Genomic DNA, 18,418 nt, shown 5'->3' on the forward strand with positions numbered 1-18,418 from the left:
GTCAGCGGTCCTCCTGGGACGTGGTGGTATCCGGGGCGGCGGTGGGTGCCACCGGGTGGTCGGCGGGGACGACGACGAGGAGCGGCCGCACCAGACGTTGCTCAGGCCGGAGCTGCTCGGCGAGCTCCGCCTCCTCGCGCACCCGCGCCGAGAGCCGACGGAGGCGGGCGCTGCCGATCTCCCGGTCGGCCTCGTCCTCCCAGCGGGCCGACTTCTCGCGCCAGGCCGCGACGCGGGTCTCGGCCTCGGCGGTGGCGGAGGCGAACACGCCGTCGAGGCTGTTCGCCGTGTCCTCGACCGCCTGAGGGATCAGCGCGGTGAGTGCGTCCTCGTCCGCGACCGGACCAGGGTTGGTGGCGGACTGGTCCAGCCCGATCTCACGCAGCCACGCGTGCGGATCGCCGATCGTGCCGCCCGTGGGGAACGTGGGGGACTGGAACTCCACCACGCGGAACGCGCGGGAGACCACCTGGCCACGGCGGTTCATCAGCGTGCCCATCACCAGGACCGTCGGCACGTCGACGGCGCCGCGGACTGCCGGCAATTCGAGCCGGGCCATCGACGACAGCGCGCGGTCGGCCGCCCAGTCCGACACCGGGTGCAGCGGGCCCAGGAAGTGGGCGATCGGCCACGTCGTCTCCGACGCACCCTCGCGGGCGTCCCGAAGGGACTGCTCAGCCATGGCCTTGCCGGTGGCCAGGACGAGTTCCTCACGGACCTGCCGTTGTCGGACGTAGTCCTCGGGCAGCAGGTCCAGGCGACGGATGAGGTCACGCGGCGGCTCGAGTTGTGCGGTGTCGTTGCTGTTCCTGCGCCAGGCCACGCCGCCTCGCGCGGACGGGAACTGTGGCTCGCCGTGGAACGCCTCGGCGAGCGCATCCTCGAGGTAGGCGACCTCCGAGTCGTAGACGCTCTGGCGGCTCGTGCCGGCAGTCGGTTGCTGGACGGCAGCGGCGTCCTCGTCGTCGTCCCCCGCCCCGATCTCCTCGAGCCACGCCGCGACCTCGTCGATCTCCAGCTCGTCGCGGCTCGTCTTCTCCCGCGCCGTGGCCAGTACCTCCTCCGGGGTGCTGACTGCCTCGTCGAACTCCCTGCGGCGGGCCAGCACCTCGCGGATCGCGTCCTCCTCGCTCTTGACCGAGTGCTCGCCCATGAGCGAGGCCACGTCGCCGAGCTGCGCGTGCGCCTCGTGCTCGCGCTCCATGAGGCGGGTGAGTACCCGGAGGTCGCCCGGCGCGGCCTCGTCCGCCGGATCCAGCAGTAGGGTCGTGATGACCGGCGGCGTCTGCTGCCCGTAACGGTCCACGCGGCCGTTGCGCTGCTGGATGCGGATGAGCGACCACGGGATGTCGTAGTGCACCAGCCGGTGGCACTGCGCGTGGAGGTTGACGCCCTCCGAGGCCACGTCGCCCGTCACCAACACGCGCAGCGGGCTCGACGCGCGCTTGAACGCGTCCACCACGTCCATCTGCTCCTGATCGGACAGGCCGCCGTGCATGATCGCCACCGCGTCGGCCTTGAGGCCGAGATCCCTGGAGAGGTTCTCGGACAGCCAGTGGAGCGTTGCCACACGCTCGGAGAAGATGACCACCCGTTCGTTACTCCGGCTCGAGATGCCGTTGGCCTTGAGGTAGGTGAGGAGCCGTTGGTACTTGGCGCTGGTCGCTGGGGTGACCGCTGCGGTGAGCTCGGCGAGTCGGTCCAGGGCCCGCTGCTCCGCGGGATCCTCGGACTTGGCACGACGGTTGGCCACCGACTCCGCGAGCGCGGCGGGGGAGGACAGGTACGCCTTGGCCAGTGTCCACGGGAACAGGCGGTTGTCGCCCGACGGCGGCTGCACGCCCGAACCGGTCCACGTGTCGCGGATCTCCCGGGCGAGGGCGGTCTCCTCAGGTGAGGCGGGTACGAGCACGTTGTCGGGTTCCGCGCGCTCGGCCCATTTGCGGCCGACCTCCGCCGAGACCTCGTCGCTGTGCCGGTGCCGACGGATGACGAGCTGCTGCAAGTCCCTGCGATTGATGCTGCCGTCCGGGTGGACCACCGTCGGATCGAGAAGTGCGAGGATCTCCGCGAAGCTCTCACTACGCCCGTTGTGCGGCGTGGCCGAGGCCAGCAGGAGCGCCTCAGTGGTGGGCGCCAGGATCCGGGCCAGCTCGTTGTTCTGTGTTGTGGCGTTGGTGGCGTTGTGGACCTCGTCGATCACCACCGCGTCCCAGCGGACCTTCTCCAGGTAGGCCTTGTACTTGGGGGACTTGAGAGTGTCGATCGAGACGATCACCCGGGGGAAGAACGTGAAGGGGTTGCGCGTGGCCGGCAGCGTGCGGCGCACCTTCTGGATGCCCACCGAGTCCAGCCGGACCAGCGGGATGGCGAAGCGGCACCACAGCTCCTGCTGCATCTGCTCCAGCACGTGGCGGGGCGTCACCACGAGGATGCGGTCCCCGCGGCCGCGGCGGATCAGCTCGCCGAGGATCATGCCGATCTCCAGCGTCTTGCCCAGGCCCACCGCGTCCGCGATGAGGAGTCTCGGGCGCAGGTTCTTGGTGGACAGCGCCTTGCGGACGGCGCTGAGCTGGTACTCGAGGTGGTCGGCCAGCATGTGCGGCGCCACGACCAGCGATTCGTCGTACAGCGGGACCGGTGTACGACGCAGCGTGGACTCCAACCAGAGGCGGGCCCGGCGGTAGTTGGGGGAGGCATCGGCCTTGACCGTGGCCTGGCTGGGATCGAGCGGAGTGACTCGATCCAGGTCCGTGTAGAACGTCGCCGTGGTGTCCCGGACATAGGGGCTCAGGCCGCGGACCTTGAGGAGGTAGGCGCTGACCCCGGTGGAGGGTGAGGACGCTGCGCGCTCCACCGCGGTGACGAGCCACTCCTCGTCACGGACTTCCACCGTCACCCCCGGGGCGAAGGGGACATGACCTGCATCAGCTGTCTGAATGGTGGAGGTGCTGCTCACAGGGCGATGTCCTTCGTCTTGATCCTCAGGTAAGGAACCCCTGAGGTTAGCGGTGCTCACTGCATTATGCAGGCGAACCTGGACGGGTCTCAGAGGAGGCGCGAGGACTGCCCGGCCGGTCATTGTTCAGACGACGCTGAAATCTCGGGGGCCTTCTGGTCGAGAACCATCAGCCCCAGTCGCCGGTCGAGAACCATCAGCCCCTGTCTTCAACGTGGCGGTTGCCTCGGTCTTCCGTACCTCTCGCGCGCCTTCTGTTGCGTAAGCGTTAGGTTATGTACGACCCTGCAATGCTCTAGCGAGGAGTCCGGATTGGGAAATGGGAAGGATTCTGTGGTGACCCGCACCGGAGGACAGACCTCCTTGGGGGCGGAAGACGCAACAGGAAGGGAGGACCTGCACCTTCTGCGTCGTCAGATCGCGTCCGTCGAAGAGCAAATAGAGGCTTGGCGTCAAACTCGCCTCAGGAACGGCGACACGTTCCCACGTTATGAGGAGGCGAAATTGGAGGACAATCTTGAGCTGCTCCGATTGCGGGAGGGGAACCTCCGGAATCGCTTCGGCGACCACGGTGAGGACGTGGGGCAGGTTGACGTCTCCAGCTGGGACAGGTCACAGGATGGCGCCCGGTCGGCGAAGAACGAAACACAAAAGAAGAAGGACTCGAACACCCAGAAGAATCGCTCAAAGGGGCGCTCTGGTAGGAAGAAGAAGCAAGCCAAATCGCGGACTAGTCCGAGCCGGGGGATTTCTCCGCTTACTGGCAAGCGAAGTCGAGTGCGGCTTATCGGCTGACCGTACAGGTCAGAGGACGGTCCGGTCGCGAACTGCCCACACAGCGTTTCCGCGAATAAGGGGATGCGCCATGCATTCGGCCTGGGGCCGGTTGGTCTGATGTGTTCCGATCGCGGTATCACTGATCGCGCTGTCAGCCTTGCGCGGCAGCGCAGCCGCATCGGCGGCGGGTAGAGAATCCCGAGGCGGCGTACCTCGTCATCCCGCGGATGGCCCGCGGCGGGTCAACGCCTGCCGCGCCGATGATGTCGTCGTCGTACTCATCCCACTGACACCACCTGTCGCCCTCGCGAACCCTCGTCACCCGCCGCTCCTAGACTGTCCCCTCGGCGCACGAGTCGCCGTCACCGACAGTCCGCCCACCCCGAGGAGCCCCTACGTGGAGTACGCGCAGATCGAGGCGCTGCGCGAGCGGCATCCCGCGTGGCGGATGTTGCGCGCCGCGCATGCGCGCGGGTGACCGACGTGCGCAACTGGTTCACCTTCTCCGCCTCCGAGCGCGACCGCGAGACCGACCGCGAGTTCGAGCACTACCGCGACTCCGACGGCAAGTCCGGCGGGCAGAAGGAGAAGCTGGCCTACACCATCCTCGCCGCCTCGCTGGCCTACCAGTTCGGCCTGGAATGGGGAGCGGCCAAGGCGCGCGACTTCCGCTTTGCGGTGATCGACGAGGCCTTCGGCCGCGGCTCAGACGCCTCCACCCGCTACGCGCTGGAGCTGTTCGCCAAGCTCGGTATCCAGCTGCTCATCGTGACCCCGCTGCAGAAGGTGCACGTGATCGCGCCCTACGTGCGGACGATCGGCTACGTGGACAACGTGGAGGGCCGCTACTCGCGGCTCGTGCAGATGACGACCGAGGAGTACCAGAAGCAGAACGGGCTCGGCTGAGAGGCGAATCCGGACGGCCGCGAACGGTAATGCCGCGAAGCGTCGTCTTGGCGGCGACCATTCGGAAACGCGCGAGCGAGATCGAGTATCGACCGCGGGTGAACCCCAGAGGGGCCACTTCTGACGTACGCCTACCGTCAGCCCACGGCGTGTCGTACCCGGGCGCTAGTCTTCGCGAATGGCTTCTCTCAACAACACGCTTATTCCAGGTTGGGCGCCCGATCCTGCCCTAGCGGCGTGGGCAGATCAGCAGGAGTTTGGGCCGGCGACCGCGATGACTGATAGTGCGCTCCGATCTCTTGCGAAGCAACATGGCGGCAGACCAGCGGGTCTCTACATGTGGGAGGGGGAAGCCCACCAAGTTTATGTTGGGATCTCCAGCACGTCAGTGGTGACGAGGTTGAGGCAGCATGTCGAGAACTTCGATCATGCGAACATCCAGTCCTTCCGATACTTGCCAGAAGTACCAGATACAGGGATCCTCCGGGCGGCAGAGCGCGAACTAATCTACGACCTCTGCCGGAAGAAGTTCACGTGTTTCAACCGGGAACACAGCGCTGCCATCTACGGAACGTCTGTGCTGGACGAGCTCGTCTCGGTGGAGGAGCAGAAGGCGTGGTTCAGCAGCCCTGCTGGAGCCAATCTCGTTGATCACCAGTTTGGGGGTGACGAGCAGTCGGTGCTCGGAGGCCAATCGGCGGTGTTCCGCTCGGAGGCCAAGTTCGAGAAGCTCTCCTCCCATTCCGAGTACGTGTTGATCGTGGAGGCTATCGCGACGTATCTACGTGGGTGTGTGCTCTTCCCGAGGCGGACTCAGGGACAGTTCTGGTCGCTGTCGTGTCTACCCAACTTGAAGTTGAGTGGCGCAGCCAAGCGCCTGGTAACGCTCAATATGGGAATGCTTGAGGTCTTCTACATCAATGAGTTACCTGACGGCAGGTTGATGTTAGGGGTGGCGACGGACAGCACCATGCTTCCGTCCCGCATGACCTGGTTGGCGCTGAAGCGTCACGGCGCGTCGATGGCTGGCCACGTGCACAAGTCCTCGGGGCCCAACGCGGAGTTCCTGTTGTTCAATTCTCCGGCAAAGTTCGTGAAGGCCATCAGCAGGTCAGACGAGATACGCTGCGCGGCGGCCAGATACGCCTTGGACAGGACGCGTAAAGGGCGTGTCTCCGGCCGTTACGCTGATGCTCACAACGTGTTGTTGGCCGAGGCAGCGCTCGAACGAGCGGTGGAAATCGACCATTCGACTGTCGGTCTGGGCGACGCCCTCCAAGCGGCCTCCGAGTAGTCACTCTAAACCCGCTGCGTAGGCAAGACAGCTCCGCTAATAGAGGTTGCCGCAGGCGCACTTCCCCCGCCCAGCGAGTAGGACGCCCCACTCGCCTAAGACCTTCCCGCGGGGTAAGCGAAACGTCGTACCTCTGCAAAACTATGCTTCCCGCCCTTCTCGATGCCCTAATAACTCACTTGGACGGGCGCTATCAGGGGCGCCCAGCTGGCTGAGAGTCAGTTATCGGCGTTCCTTATGGCATGTACTGGTCTAGGCGTTTCGGGTCCCACACTCGATGCGCGAGCTCCAGTACGAGCTCCCGGCGCTCCATCTGCTCGAATTTTCCGAAAGTTTCGTATGCCTTGAATGGGAGGTGCTCACGTTCTATGAACGAAACGAACTGAGGTTGATGCCGGTAAGCCGCTTCCGTTAGGCTTGCCGCGTAAAGGTTCTGTTTAGCGTAATGAGGAGCCTTCGTCTCGAACGGTTTGTCCTGGTAGCTGCGGTTCACATCGGCGGGGAGCAGGAGTAAGCCGCCGATATGATTGCGAGTGTCTCGAAACTCCTGTTTGTCAGAGAAGTCGGACGAATAGCGCTCAAAGGCGTCTTCCCAGATGTGCTCAATGTCCCAAGGGTTTTTCATGGTGCGATCGACCAACTTATCGAAGGTGTCTGGCCGGCCCGACTGGTAGTCGGTATAAGAGGTCAGACGGGCAAGAAGGTGGAAGATGTATCGCTTGCTGAACTGGTTGAGTCTGAGATCTCTAATTCCCGACCGGCCACGGCTCGGGCTACCTTCCAGAGAGACCTCCTTCTCGTCTTGCTCCAGTTTGATGCGCAGCGTGTCGATTAACTCAGGCAACGAGAGGCCGCGAATATCTCTGCACAGGGACCACATCGCGTAACTAACGCTTGAGTAGGCGACGCGAATGTAGTTCACGGTCCGCCGCATTATCCATATATCAAGATAGGTGGCCACTGCGGCAAACTTGCGACGTACAGTTTCGTCGTCATCTCCGACAATGAGCGGTGCGAGCAGAACTGTGCTCTGCCATGTGAACTCATTGTGGGCGTTGTAGAAAACCGGTTCGAGCCCAGCCGTATAATTGGAGCGAGCATCGAGAATGGTCCGGTAGGCCCGCGCAAAGAACGGTATGTCGCTTGTCATCAACCTGATGTTTCGGGTGGTGTCGCCAACGCCGATTCGCTGTTCGTTATCTCTCACCCACCGGTGGAATGCTGATCCAATCAACTCCCAATCACGATCGACTGATCCGGCTCGTCGGTCACGTGTCGATTCTGCGTACTGCGCTCGCAGCCAAGCCTTAACGAAAGAGGCATCGCGCTCAGTGTCTGGTTCCGGTCCCCAAGAGTTCAGTTCTAGAACCGTCTTCTTCCAAACCTGATTAGCGGACGCCCGATTTTCTGCATCATCTATTCCTCCGAGGAGGTAGGCCTTCAACATATCGACGGGGCTGAGTGGCTTCCCTCGGTCGTTCATGGTCTCAAAAATCGAATACGCGTGCTGATCGCTCGCAGTTGAGATCTCGATAAGTCCGACGTTGCCGATGAGCCAGTATATAAAGGTTTCGAGACCTTCTCCCAATTCGCCAGCCAAGTCAAGATCTTCAAGATCTCGATACCTTGACATGATGGTCGCAATTGACTCGTCTTTTCCGGTCGTCGCGTACGGCTCGCCGTTGAATAGGGCTCTTAATGCAGGGACCCTCTCGGTTATATCTAAGTTGAACTTGCGCTCACCATAGTCGTCCGAAAATATTAGAGGTTCGAGCGTTGACTTCACTGGAAGATCTCTTGTCTGCGCCTCACGGTACAGATAAATGAGTAGCAGCGTGAGTGAGGTGACGCGCTGCTGGCCGTCTATGAGGTAGCTTTTCGTTCCGCGTTGAGTGACAATGATCGAGCCGAGGAAGTAATCTCCGTACTCGGTGGCGTTCTTCGGTCTATCTCCGGGGGAGTAATAGGTCAAAAACTTGTTCTGCAAGTCGGTGACCAATTCCTCTATGTTGTCTCTTTCCCACTTGTACTCGCGCTGGTACTCGTCGATGGAAAAAGACCGAGTCTGCAGTAGGCCCTTTATGGTTCGGTAGTGAGGGGTAATCGTCATAGGTTCACTCCTGGACATCTTGCTGTCGTGGTAATGATTTGAGACTATCTGCGTAGCGGCTCGAGCGGCGGTAATTAGTCAGATAACCGCGAAGATACTGTTCCAGGGGTGGTCGTGCGACCTGACCGGCGTCGCTAGGTCCCGTCGTCCAGGCGGCAAGTCGTTCAGAAGGTTGGCGTTGGGCCGAACTATTTGACCATCCACTAGACGGCGGACGATAGTTGGGGCAGTCGGCCCAAGCTTTGGCGATTATTAGTTCCGGCTCATTTCGTCGGAACATGGGCCTAGCCCCGGTGATTCATGGAGTGTGAGGACTGCTACTGCCGGGTGACGGTGGGTTCGATTTCGTCTACGGGCATGCGGGAGCGCCGGCTGGCGCTGCCGGTGGCGGGTCTCCGGGTGGTGCTGTCGTGGGCGGGCAGGTGAGGTCAGGCGGGTTTGGGGATCGCGGCGATCGTGCTGAACACGGCGACGATAGCGACCGCCCAGGGCCAAGTTTCAGGGATTTTCACCCGTCGTCGCCGGCCGCTGCGGGGCAGTCGGGCCGCGGCGTGGAGGAAGCGGTAGCGCAGCGCCTTGGGCTCGCACAACGCCAGGACAGCGGCGTCGCCGGTGCAGGCCATCATCCGCGTCCAGGCCATCAGATCTGCGGCGAGCATCACCGCCACCAGCCACGCCTGGTTGAGGGCGAACTCGCGTGAAGGCAGACGGCCCAGGCCAGTGTCTTTGGCGTGGCGGATCCGGTCCTCGACCCGGGCGTGAGCCCGGTGCCTGGCTTCGAGGAATTGCAGCTGGCCGCTGGCGGTGTTGGTGGCAAACGCCTGGTAACGCCACCCGTCGATCTCCTCGAACATCGACAACTGAGCACCCGGATGGGGCCGTTCGCGGCGGACGATGACCCGCATCCCGTCCGGCCACTTGGCCAGCATCCTTGGGCTGAGGCACCCGGTCAGCTCGTCGACCTCGGCTCCGTCTCGGATATCACCGCCAGGGTTGAGCGCCGGCCCCCACGCTTCCTCGGGGCAGGTCGCGATGGCTCGGCGTATCGGGGCGGTGATCGAGAAGCCGACCGAGTACTCCACTCGTCGACCACGGAGACGGTTCTGCTCGGTGACCCAGTTCAACAGGTCGTGGGAGGCGCCGGCACCATCGGAGCGGATCAGCAGATCACGTCGATGGTTGGCGGGGATCTGCGCGATCGCCTGGCCAAGGACCTCGATGTGATCGGCGGCGGTGTTTGACCCGGCGTTGCCTGGGCGCAGGCTCGCCGCGAGGAACTCGGACGTGTTGTCGCACCACACGCCGATCGGGTGGTAGCCGAAGGTGCGCTTGTACGTCGGAGCTGCATGTTCCTTCTCGCTGTGGGTGACCACGATGGTGGCATCCACGTCGAGCACGGCCGTCGGTCCCAGATCCCGGCCCGCACACGCCGATGCGGGCACCCCGCCTGGCAGCTGGGACCACACGTGCCGCCGCGTGCGGGCACGAGCGACCGCGGATCAACCGTTCCACGACGTGTTCGTACGGATTCGCCGCGACGGGCTGGTCGAGCTGAACGGCGACGGCCTGGAGGCCATCGTGTGGAACCATGAGGTCGACCGGCTGAGCCGACTCTGTGTCTGTGGCGTGACCGTCGGCCAGTGGCGTCCGCGATTTCGGATCCTCAGCGTGGGCGGTCGACTGTTCAGCTTCGTGGCGCCCGATGCGCGAACGTCGTGCGGGCCTGGGTGCGAAGCTGTGTGAAACTCGGTCGGATAGCGCCAGAGATGCGGTGAGATTCAGACTTTTCTCACCGGTGTCGGGGGCGAGGTTGTCGTCGTCGTCGACTTTTTCTACTCGGTCGGTGACACCTGCCCATCCCGCACGGGCTTGATCAGCCGCACGTACCCGCCCGTGTCTGGAGCGCGGATCCAGGTGCGCGTTCCGGCCTTGGCGGCCCCGCGCGGCGAGCGCCGTGGCGTCCGGCCGATACCGGTTGGTCACCGGGATGTCGGGCACGACGTGGACGATGTCCGGTTGCCCGTCGGCCGGGACCGAGGCGAGTGAACCACCGACGTCGGCCGCGGAGATCGCCTCCGAACCCCACTTGCTCACCGCGGCCACTGCGACCTGGCCCGCCGCGGCGGGGACGCCGTACACCACGGCCAGATCCACCTCGGGCAGGTCCCCGAGCGCGTCGGCTACCTGGATGGGGTACACCGGTCCGTACGCAGTGTGGACCACTGCGCTTGCTGATCCGAGGAGCCAGAAATCGCCGTCCCGGTCGCGCTCGAAGAGGTCATCGTTGGATACCCACGTGTCGCCCGGACGGAACACCCCACGGAGCTGACGCGCGGAGGCCTCCACCCCGAGGCGGGGCCGACTGAGAAGCGCTCCCGGCGCGCCGACCTCACTCGGAACGGCGAAGCCATCGCGACCGGCCAGGATCGCGCCCGAGCCCGCATCGACCTCGACGAGCCGAACCTCGGCCGTGCCGGGCACCGCGTGCACCGGGCTTGGAGTTCGACAGGTTGACCAGAACCACGTCGGCCTCGGTCCCGGGTTAGACCTCCAGGACCCGGGTCCCCGGATAGCGGTCCAGGACCCGTCGCCACACCTCACGCGGCATGCCCGATCCCCCGTGTGATGGTCTACGCCGCTGTGGTGGCCGGCGCGCTGGGGGTGGGCGCCTGCGGGCCGGAGCCGGCGGTGTCGGCGTTCATGGGGGAGACGATCCAGGTGTAGGGGTGCGAGACCTGACAGTCGAACGCGGGGTCGTCCCCGATCGCCGCGAGGAACGCGTCCCCTTGGTAGCTGGAGCAGACGCGGATGTCGGGGTCCGCCTCCTTCATGGCGCGGACGAAGTCCACGTATCCGGCGCGCGGGCCACTGGTGTAGCTCACCGTCAGCCGGGACCCCTCCGGTGGGACGGAGCCGTTGACGCCGTCACCGAAGCGGACTTCGCCGGTTTCGAGGTCCACGGTGTAGACGGTGTCGTCCGGTCCCGCACCGTCCAGGGTGGACACCCGCGCCCAGTCGTCGCCGTCCACCATCACCCGCGGGCCAGGGGCGACCGGAGCGTAGGGCACCTGGCGGACCTGGCCGGGGGAGCCGTCGCTGATCTGGGCGTCCGTGCGCCGGTCGCAGTCGGTGGTCAGCGGCTGATCGGTGAACTCGGTCGTCCCGCCGTAGACGTATTTGTGGGCGCGCTCGGGGTGCTCGGTGGGCAGGATCGTGGGGTCCTGCTCCATCCAGTACGCCTGGTCGCCCACGTCGGGTTCGTTGCCGACCTCCCACCACGTCACCCCGTACGGTTCGGGGTGGCCGTGTGCGGCCCGCAGGTCCGCCCAGGGGCTGGTGCCGACGGGGGCGTTCATGTAGCTCACCCAGTCCGCCGCCTCTTGCGGGGTGGCGGTGGCGAAGTTCACGACCATCGTCGTCTCCGCGCCCATCTGCTCGACCAGTGCCATGTGCTCGTCAGGCCCGATGGTGCTGTCCAGTGGGGCACCGTCGCCGCCGCCGGTCTGGCAGCCTCTGTCCTCACGCGGCCCGGTCGCCCGTTTCCACCGGAAGGTGTTGGCCACCGTGCCGCCGGGATAGCGCAGCATGCTGATCCCCGCGGATCGGGCGCTGTCGACGAGTCCCTGCTGCGGCTCGCGGTCGGGGGTGAACGAGCCGAACGGGTACCGGTGGTTGGCGCCGAAGAGCCCCTCGGAGACCACCAGGCCGGTGGGTTCGGCGTCCACGACGACCCTGCTTTGCCGGACGCCGGAGTAGACCAGGACCGCCGCGACGAGTCCGGTGAGGAGGACGACGACGACAACGGCGACCAGGCGTGACCGTCGCTGAGCCATACCGGTCATCCTGACATCGTTCACGCGTCCTCGGAGCGTGCGTGAACGAAACCGAGTGCTACTCCGGGCTCACCGCCGCGTTGTCGGGGTCGACCCCCGGGGTCCACACCAAGCGGTGACATTCCCGCCTCGGGGACCACCGACCGGAACGGCATGATCAGACGTGAGATCGTCACACCGCTGAGTAGATCGCCTCGAGGTAGTCGTTCGGTCGCGCGGCCCCGACGAGCTCGGGCGACATCTTGTTCATTACGTAGGCGACGGTGATCCCGCGGTCCAGGTCCGCCGTGACGACCGACCCGCCGTACCCGGTCCACCAGCACACCCTGCCCGTAGGCACCCCGGGCATGGACGCGCTCGGTAGTGCCCACCCGAGCCCGAAGCGGATCGGGGCGCCGAGAACCCGGTCTGTGCCGTCGGCTTGCGTCTCGACGATGCGGTCGATTGTCGTTGGTGAGACGAACCGGTGACCGTCCACCGTGCCCGCGCAGGTGAGGATCGACTGGATCCTGGCCACGGACCGGGCATGTCCCTGCCCGTTCACCGCACCGAGTTCAGCCGCAAGGAAATCAGGGTCGGTCGTCAGGTCAGGACTGAACGCCGGATTGGTCAACGTGCGGCGGGTGATGTTCTCGGCAGGAACGGAGGTCAGGTCGAATCCAGTCGGCGGTGGCGCGGCCATGGTCGCTATCCGCTCGGGAGTGTCGAGCAGGCCCGGCGGCGCGCCGATCCAGTAGTCGGCCTCCAGTGGTCCGGCGATCTCCTTGGCAAAGAAGGCGCCCAGCGACATTCCGGTGATGCGTTGCACGAGTTCGCCTACAAGGGTGCCGAAGGAGATCGCGTGGTATCCCGAGCCGTCGCCCGGCGTCCACCACGGTTCCTGGGCTGCGAGCAGCGCGGCAGCGGAGGGGGTGTCGTAGACGTCCTCGATGCGGACCTGCTGACTCCAGCCGGCGAGTCCACTGGTGTGGCCGAGAACATGGCGCACCAGAACGGTACCCTCGCCGATCCGTCCCCCACTGCCGCGACCCTTACCGGCGGCGGCAAACTCCGGCCAGTAGTCGGCAACGGCGGCATCGGGGTCAAGAAGATCTCGATCGATGAGAACCAGCGCCGCCAGGGCCGTCATGGTCTTGGTCAACGAGTAGGTGTTGGCCACCGTGTCCTTCTCCCACGGACGCGACGACGCGGCGTCCGCCGTCCCACCCCACAGGTCCACGACCACGTCCTCGCCCTGGATCACGCACAGCGACGCGCCCAGCTCCTCGCCGCCCTCGATTCTGCGAGTGAACATCTCTCGCACCGCCCGGAACCGTGGGGTGCATGTCCCCTCCACTGCAGCACCCGTCATTGCACACCCGCCTTGTCCAGAAGTCGCCGCGCGAGGGTCGGTCGCGGAGGCACCTGCCCTCGGGCGCGGTGCTCGCCAGCGTCGATCTCGGCGAGGAGATCCCTGGTATATCGGGCGAAGTCGATCTGGATGGTGTGCCTGCGGGCGTTGTAGTACTGACCCAGATGCTTGTCCTCGTCGTGGACGATCTTCTCGGTCATCTCCGCCACGGAGGGGAGCTGGTACTCGCCGACCAAGTGCCGGGCAATGAGTTTGCTCTGTTGTTCGGCCAGGTTGACGATCGTGGGGGACGACTGCGCGAGGCCCGCGTAGTACAGGTCGTCGACGCCGGGCTTGATGATGCGCTTGAACAACGGGTACCGGTGCTCGGAGTCGGGGTGGAGCTCCCGGTCGTCGAAGAAGGGGAAGGACATCGTGTAGCCGGTGGCAAAGACGATCGCGTCCACCGTGATGCGTTGGCCGTCGGTGAGGATCACCGCGTCACCGTCGAAGCGTTCGATGGCGGGTACACAGGTCAGGTCTCCGGAACCGGACTTCTCCAGGAAGTCGATGCTCACCGACGGGTGTGCGGCGAGCGGTTCGTGATCAGGCGCCGGGAGACCATAGTCCTCCATGTTGCCGATGCCCTTGCGGATCGCTCGACGGGAGATCTTCAGTCCCAGTTTCTTGGGCATCCATGGCGGCATCATCATCTTGTCCGCCGGCTTGCCGCCCCGATACTTGGACAGCACCCACACGCCACGCCGTGCGGATACCCACACGTGCTCGGCGACGGTACGGCTGGACAGCTCGGAGGCGATGTCGAGGCCGGAATTCCCCATGCCCACCACCATCACGCGACTGCCGTGCATGTCGACCGGGTCCGTCGGGGACCGGTATTCGTGGCTGTGGATGATCGCCCCGTCGAAGGTGCCGGGGTAATCCGGGGTGTGCGGGTTCCAGTGGTGCCCGTTTGCCACGACGAGAGCGTCGTACGTGCGGGTTTCCCCGGTGGACAGGGTGATGTCCCACCCCCCGCCGGGACGCCGTTCGGCGTTCTCAACGCGGGTGTTGAACGTGATGGACTCCCGGAGGCCGAAGTGGTCCACGTAATCGCGGAAGTACTGGTGCATCAGGGTGTGGTGGGGAAAGTGGGGCCAGTGATCCGGGGCGGGGAAGTCCTCGAACTCCAGCCGGGTGGTGGAGGTGTCGATGTGAAGGGACTGGTATGCCGAGGACATTCCGTTGGGGTTGTTGTAGTACCAGTTGCCGCCCACATCGTCGGAGGTCTCGAAGCAGTCAAAGGCGATGCCGTAGTCCTTGAGGCGCTTGGCGGTGGTGATGCCGGAGCAGCCCGCGCCGATGATGCATACGGTCTTGTCCGACGCGTTGTTGCCGGCGAACGCCGGGGTGAAGGAACTCGAAGCGCTGGTCACAATGGTGTCCTTTCGCCATGTCGAAGGGCTGTGTGGCGGCGACCGAAATGTGATCGGGGCATGCCCCCGCACCAGCTGGTTTTGTGATCTGGGTCATACTGTACGCCTCACTGACGCTATGTCTAGTGAGTTGTTGAGGTGTCGTGCGAGAACGGCCGTAGGCTTCAACTGCCGGAGACTGCTCGCGAAGGGTGCACGACAGTGGAGACGAGAGACGGGGCCGGGCGGCCCGCTGCGCCGAATCTGCGCGACGAACAGAAGCGCCACACGCGCAGGGCATTGCTGGACCACGGACGACAACTGTTCGTCGCCCGTAGCTACCCGAACGTGACGATCGACGACATCACGCGGGCCGTCGGCTGCAGCCGGGCCACCTTCTACCTGCACTTCAAGAACAAGATGGACTTGCTCGCGAGCATCAGTGCGGAGACCACCGAGTACCGCGCCAAGGAGGTGTACCGGGACCTGGATGCAGTTCTGCTCACCGGTGAGCATGTCGAGTTCGTGGCATGGGTGGACCGGGCGCTGGACTGGTTCGCACGGAACCGCGAGATTCTTCCCACGTGGGACCAGGCGCTGGCCGCGGAGCCCGAATTCCAGGCGATCGGTCGCCACTCCATCCAGGAACTCACCGACGCGATGCCGCAGTACCTCAACCGTTGGCCACGTGCCCGGCACGGCGAGGCCAGGTTTCGGGTCGAGTTGCTGGTGACCCAGCTGGAGCGCTACTTCACGCGAGCAGAGGTCCAGGGAACCATCGACTACGCGGGCGACGGTCCCGAGCGTTCAGTCGCCGAGGTTCTCGCCGACATTTGGTTTCCTGCGCTCCAGCCACCGACAGACGAATGACCCGTGGTCAGTCGGCTCACGGGTTCTCGATGTAGGCCCCGTCGAAGAGCATGACGCCCGAGGACGTGGGGGCCACGCCCTTGACCTTCTCGTCCACGGCCACGTACTCCTCGGCGTTGGCGAAGATCGTGAACGGCATGACCTGGTTGTGGATCTCCTGGAACCGGTTGAGCGCAGCAATCTGCTCGTCCAGGCCAGTGGCGGTCTTGAGACCACGTCCCGCCGCGGTGAGTTCGGCATTGTCGACGCCACTGTTGTTGGTCGGCCCGCCGGGCGTCACGTAGGCGGTGAAGCTCGCCGAGGGATCGGCGTCTGAGGGGTTGAGGCCGCCGATGGTCATCTCGTAGTCGTGCCCGAAGAGTCGTGCGGCCTGCTGTGACTGGGGAACGTTTTCGAGGGTGACGTTGAAGCCCACGGCGTCGAGCAAGGCCTTGATGATCACGCCGGTCTCGATGTTCTCGGGGCTGGTGTTGGTCAGCAAGGTCACGTCGCCGTTCCAGTCTCCCTCCGCCTTGAGCTCCTCGACCAGCTCCGAAGCGAGCTCTTGGTCATAATCGGGGCCCCGCTGTCCGTCGTAGAAGCGGGAGGATTCGGCCAGTAGCGCCGAGGTCGGCTGGCCGAGGCCGCCGGTGAGCCGGTCGTTGATCAGGTCCCTGTCGAGCGCGTGTGCCACGGCCTTGCGCGCCCGCTCGTCGGTGAAGACGCCGTCGTAACCCTTCGCACCGTTGTTCATGACGATCGCTCGACCGGAGCTGATCACGCTGAGGAACCCCTGCTCGTCGTCCTGCGTGGCGTCATTGATGAACTGGGCGCCTCGCAGATACCCCACCTGGATCTCGCCGTTCTGGAACGACTCGAGGGTCGCCTGGGACCCCGGGATGGAGATGAAGCGCAGGGTGGGGCAGACCGGGCCGCCGTAGTACGTGGGGTTGGGTTCCAGGACGACTTCCTGGCCGGGGGTGTTGCTGGCCATGACGTACGCGCCGGCGCCGATCGGGTTCTCGGCCCACTCCTCGGCGCCGACTTCGGTGTACGCCTCCTCGGGGATCACCTCGCCGGCGGAGCGGGTCAGTGCGAAGGGGAAGCCCGCCCACGGCTCACCCAGGACGAACTCCACGGTCAGCGGGTCGAGGACGCGAACGGTCTCGATCTCGTCGACATCCGTTTTGGCCGTTGACGCGGTCGAGGGGTCCTTGTGAAGGTCAACGGTGAACTTCACATCGTCCGCGGTGAGCGGATCGCCGTTGGAGAACGTCACGCCGTCCCGGAGCTTCAGGGTCCAGACCGTGTTGTCCTCATTCGCCTCGAGCGACTCGGCGAGCTTGGGCTCGAACTCGGCCGTATCGGGGTTCCAGCGCATGAGTCGGTCGTAGATAGCGGCGGACTGCGCGCCGCCCCGCAGCCCGTAGTGGCCCTGGCCGGGGGAAAACGAGGGGAGCATGACGTACTCGCCCATGGTGATGGTGCCGCCGGCCATGTCCTCGGTGCAGCGGCTGGTCTCATCCGGGGTCCGTATGTCGCCGCCCGAGGCCGACACCGCGTCGTTTCCGCCGCCGCCACACGCGGTGAGGGTCAGGGTGGTGGCGGCCAGAACCGCGAGGGCGAGCTTGTTCACAATGCCTCCAGAAGCAGGGCGAAGCGCTGACACACAGCCGACGATGCTCGGAGGAGCTCGTCCTTAACAGCGGACGTTACTTCGTGTCGACACGTGTAATCGCGGCTTTCGCCGATTCTCGCGGCGCTGCCCGCCCGAAGGGTGGTGGAGCGGTCCCCGTCAATCGCACGGCCGTAACAGGCACGGGCGCGGGGTCCGATATACCGTGTAGGACAACAGATTCCGATCGTGAGGAGTAACGATGTTCCCTGAAGGCTCCCTTGAGAACCCGCTGCGCTACCTTTTCGGCCCCGGGCCGGACGAGCCGATGTGCTTGGCGCTGACCCCCGAGTGCATGGGTTTGCTGCCCTTCCTCGCTTCGCGGTTTAGCTTCGGTTCCTGAACCCGGCGAACGTACGCAACGCATCGGTCGCCCACAGGAGTAAATGGGTCAGGAGTAGCGGTGCGATGAGGACCAGCGCGCCCCAGCCCGTGGCTGCAACCGCGACCCCGTGCCCCCCACCACGACCAGAGGTCACAGAAGTAGTCCGGAAGGCGTGACAGATTCTTTCTCATCGTCGACCCAGCCCCGGCGCGGGGCGCGTCGTCGTGTTGCCTCGCGAGTTCCACGTCGGTGAAGAACTCGGACGCCTCGGAGGCGGTAGTGGCCACGCGAAACTGCGCGGGGAGGGGAGTGCGGAACCGAGTACATGTCTGGAATTCGACGCCGCGAGTGCATTGGATGGCAACGCCCGGCTCTGAACGGTGGAGGAAGTTCGTGTCATTGACTCGCCGTCTGATCGTTCCCACCGTCGTGGCCCTCATCCCGTTGGGCCTGGCCGCCTGCGGCTCGAGCGGATCGGGGTCAACGGCGACCACGGTGACGGAGACGACGACCGCAGCGGCGGCTCCGCAGGTCGCCGATGGCGGGGCCCCTGAGGCAGATCGGGCGCCCGGAGCAGACGCGGAATCCCAGGACAATGTGGGCATGCTCATAGTGACCGTCCGCGGGGATCAGGGCGTCCTCGGGCTCCAGTACTCCGGTTCCGTTCCGGCCGGTACGCCGGGCCCCGCGAGCAACAAACTCATCACCGGGCCGGGCGGGTGCTTCGCGTTTGTCGGCGCCGGAGCACCTCAACTGGCGATCTTCCCCTCCGACGCCACGTTCGTGCTGCAGAACGGCAAGCCGTCGGTGACGGTCGACGGAGCCGAGCACCCTGTGGGCCGCGAGCTCACCTCCGCCACGGCCGTGGTGCCCGTCCATCAGGTGGCTGGTGTGCCAGAGCGGTGCGCCCGTGGTGCGGGGGACACGGTGCTGGTGGTGCTCTGA

General features: G+C 65.1%; 10 protein-coding genes and 2 pseudogenes. 5 read left to right on the top strand and 7 right to left on the bottom strand.

Going from position 1 to position 18,418, the window contains the following annotated elements:
- Position 1: 1 nt before the first annotated feature.
- Positions 2-2,959 (bottom strand): helicase-related protein, encoded by a 2,958-nt coding sequence (locus tag ACWIFB_RS09485; RefSeq protein ID WP_454058109.1) that lies wholly within the window; start codon positions 2,957-2,959, stop codon positions 2-4.
- A 336-nt stretch (positions 2,960-3,295) separates the two neighbouring features.
- Between ACWIFB_RS09485 and ACWIFB_RS09490 the strand changes: the two genes are divergently transcribed.
- From ACWIFB_RS09490 to ACWIFB_RS09500, 3 genes and pseudogenes are all read left to right on the top strand, one after another.
- A complete protein-coding gene (locus ACWIFB_RS09490; RefSeq protein WP_454058110.1) occupies positions 3,296-3,754 on the top strand; it encodes a hypothetical protein in 459 nt (152 codons plus the stop codon).
- Positions 3,755-4,204: 450 nt separating this feature from the next.
- Positions 4,205-4,642 (top strand): annotated as a pseudogene (locus tag ACWIFB_RS09495) (SbcC/MukB-like Walker B domain-containing protein); the annotation flags it as partial.
- Between the two features lie 178 nt (positions 4,643-4,820).
- Complete coding sequence (locus tag ACWIFB_RS09500; RefSeq protein ID WP_454058111.1) at positions 4,821-5,936, top strand: hypothetical protein; 1,116 nt, start codon at positions 4,821-4,823, stop codon at positions 5,934-5,936.
- Between the two features lie 235 nt (positions 5,937-6,171).
- On the opposite strand, the gene ACWIFB_RS09505 is transcribed toward ACWIFB_RS09500, so the two are convergent.
- The 5 genes and pseudogenes from ACWIFB_RS09505 to ACWIFB_RS09525 form a co-directional block, all read right to left on the bottom strand.
- Complete coding sequence (locus tag ACWIFB_RS09505; protein ID WP_454058112.1) at positions 6,172-8,046, bottom strand: DUF262 domain-containing protein; 1,875 nt, start codon at positions 8,044-8,046, stop codon at positions 6,172-6,174.
- Between the two features lie 428 nt (positions 8,047-8,474).
- Positions 8,475-9,539, bottom strand: a pseudogene (locus ACWIFB_RS09510) (IS1380 family transposase); the annotation flags it as partial.
- Positions 9,540-10,676: 1,137 nt separating this feature from the next.
- Positions 10,677-11,879 carry a hypothetical protein gene (locus tag ACWIFB_RS09515; protein ID WP_454058113.1) on the bottom strand — a complete coding sequence of 401 codons (1,203 nt, stop codon included), beginning with the start codon at positions 11,877-11,879 and terminating at the stop codon, positions 10,677-10,679.
- Positions 11,880-12,051: 172 nt separating this feature from the next.
- Positions 12,052-13,173: a serine hydrolase domain-containing protein gene (locus ACWIFB_RS09520; RefSeq protein ID WP_454058114.1), complete on the bottom strand. Its 1,122-nt coding sequence runs from the start codon at positions 13,171-13,173 to the stop codon at positions 12,052-12,054.
- A 53-nt stretch (positions 13,174-13,226) separates the two neighbouring features.
- Positions 13,227-14,576: a flavin-containing monooxygenase gene (locus ACWIFB_RS09525; RefSeq protein WP_454058136.1), complete on the bottom strand. Its 1,350-nt coding sequence runs from the start codon at positions 14,574-14,576 to the stop codon at positions 13,227-13,229.
- A 270-nt stretch (positions 14,577-14,846) separates the two neighbouring features.
- Here ACWIFB_RS09525 and ACWIFB_RS09530 point away from each other — a divergent pair, with 270 nt between their 5' ends.
- A complete protein-coding gene (locus ACWIFB_RS09530) occupies positions 14,847-15,494 on the top strand; it encodes a TetR/AcrR family transcriptional regulator (RefSeq protein WP_454058115.1) in 648 nt (215 codons plus the stop codon).
- Between the two features lie 16 nt (positions 15,495-15,510).
- On the opposite strand, the gene ACWIFB_RS09535 is transcribed toward ACWIFB_RS09530, so the two are convergent.
- Positions 15,511-17,109 carry an ABC transporter substrate-binding protein gene (locus ACWIFB_RS09535; RefSeq protein ID WP_454058116.1) on the bottom strand — a complete coding sequence of 533 codons (1,599 nt, stop codon included), beginning with the start codon at positions 17,107-17,109 and terminating at the stop codon, positions 15,511-15,513.
- A gap of 757 nt (positions 17,110-17,866) precedes the next feature.
- On the opposite strand from ACWIFB_RS09535, the gene ACWIFB_RS09540 reads away from it, so the two are divergent.
- Positions 17,867-18,418: a hypothetical protein gene (locus ACWIFB_RS09540; protein ID WP_454058117.1), complete on the top strand. Its 552-nt coding sequence runs from the start codon at positions 17,867-17,869 to the stop codon at positions 18,416-18,418.

The sequence above is a fragment of the Dietzia sp. NPDC055340 genome (assembly GCF_053645335.1).